The sequence below is a fragment of the Microcoleus sp. OTE_8_concoct_300 genome (genome assembly GCF_031383065.1).
GTDB lineage: Bacteria > Cyanobacteriota > Cyanobacteriia > Cyanobacteriales > Microcoleaceae > Microcoleus.
This window is the reverse complement of the sequence record NZ_JANMZH010000218.1, coordinates 1-1,421: the sequence shown is the minus strand read 5'-3', so window position 1 is coordinate 1,421 and position 1,421 is coordinate 1. Positions and strand designations below refer to the sequence as shown.

Annotated in this window: 1 protein-coding gene; it reads left to right on the top strand. The window is 47.9% G+C overall.

Annotated features, from left to right (window positions below):
* A partial coding sequence (locus ACUVJL_RS10615; RefSeq protein WP_445245811.1) for an nSTAND1 domain-containing NTPase occupies positions 1-1,299 on the top strand: 1,299 nt, incomplete at its 5' end.
* Between the last annotated feature and the right edge of the window lie 122 nt (positions 1,300-1,421).

Here is a 1,421-nt window from a genome sequence, read left to right as displayed (position 1 = left end):
GAATCAACAGATACAGCGTTTGTCAAACTAGCCGAGTCTTGGAACAGTGCAAAGCCAGAAGCTAAACTTTTGGTCATTGAGGATTACTTCAAGCAGCTTTTGGCTTTGTGTCGCAATCCCCAAGAAAAGGAACAGTTATCGCAGCTTTATCGGGCAATTTTTGAACAGCTAGAGTCTCTGAGTAATAGACTCCAAAACTCGCGGCAACACCTCATCCGTGTGATTAGAAAGTGGAGCGAAACTCATCCCGATGCCAAGTTGTTGTTAACAATCGACCAGTTTGAAGAGTTGATTACGATGAGCCAGGAGAGTCAATCAGAAACTCATGGCGGTGACGGGACACCTCATGAACCTGCTGCTGAATCTCAACCTTGGCTACCGTTTTTGCAGGTACTTTTAGGGGCAATTGTTGAATGTCCCCAGCAGTTGCATATTGTCTTAACGCTGCGATCGGACTTTGAACCGCGTTTTCTTTCCTCACCACTTTCGGCTTACTGGAAAGATGCGCGATTCCCCGTGCGGGCGATGAATTTGGATGAGTTGCGACAGGCGATCGAGGGACCAGCCCTAAAGCAAGCGTTGTATTTTGAGCCACCGGAGTTGGTGGGTATGTTGATTGATGAGGTGGGGCAGATGCCAGGAGCATTGCCGTTGCTCTCGTTTGCCTTGAGCGAACTCTACATTAAATTGCACGGTCGTTGGACGAAGGATAATGCAACCGATCGCGCTTTGCGAATCAAGGATTATGAGGAACTGGGGGGAGTGGCAGGAGCGCTGACTCGTCGGGCAACTCAGGAGTATGACAACCTTGTGAGAACGTTTGGCGAAAAATCGGGCAAGGCATATCAAGCAACGATGCGACGGGTGATGCTGCGGATGGTGGCGATCGAGGGGGGAGGAGTTGCACGGCGACGGGTGCCGGAGTCTGAGCTGGTGTATCCAGATTCGGAAGAAAATAAGCGTGTGGCACAGGTGAGCGATCAGTTGATCAAAGCTCGTTTGCTTGTGAAGGGACAGGAGACAGGTGAGCCTTATGTAGAACCAGCTCATGATTTCCTAGTGCGAGGTTGGGGGATGTTACAGGACTGGCTCGATGAACAGAGGAAGCAGGAAACTCTAGATCTACAACAACGGTTAGCTGCTCAAGCTAATGATTGGGATAGAAATAATCGACCTAATGGTTTGCTGTTGCCGGATGGCGAGCGGCTCAACCAAATGGAGAAGATACTTGCATTGGCTGATAACTGGTTGAACCAGCGAGAGACAGAGTTTATTAAAAGTATAGGACTTACGCATTGACAAAATAACCAAACAGTGAATTGATAAATATAGGTCGTCTACTTTCTAGGTATCGGACAATGAGAAAAATAACTAAACCCTCTACGGCACAATGCAATATAGACCTTTACACCTTATTTTTG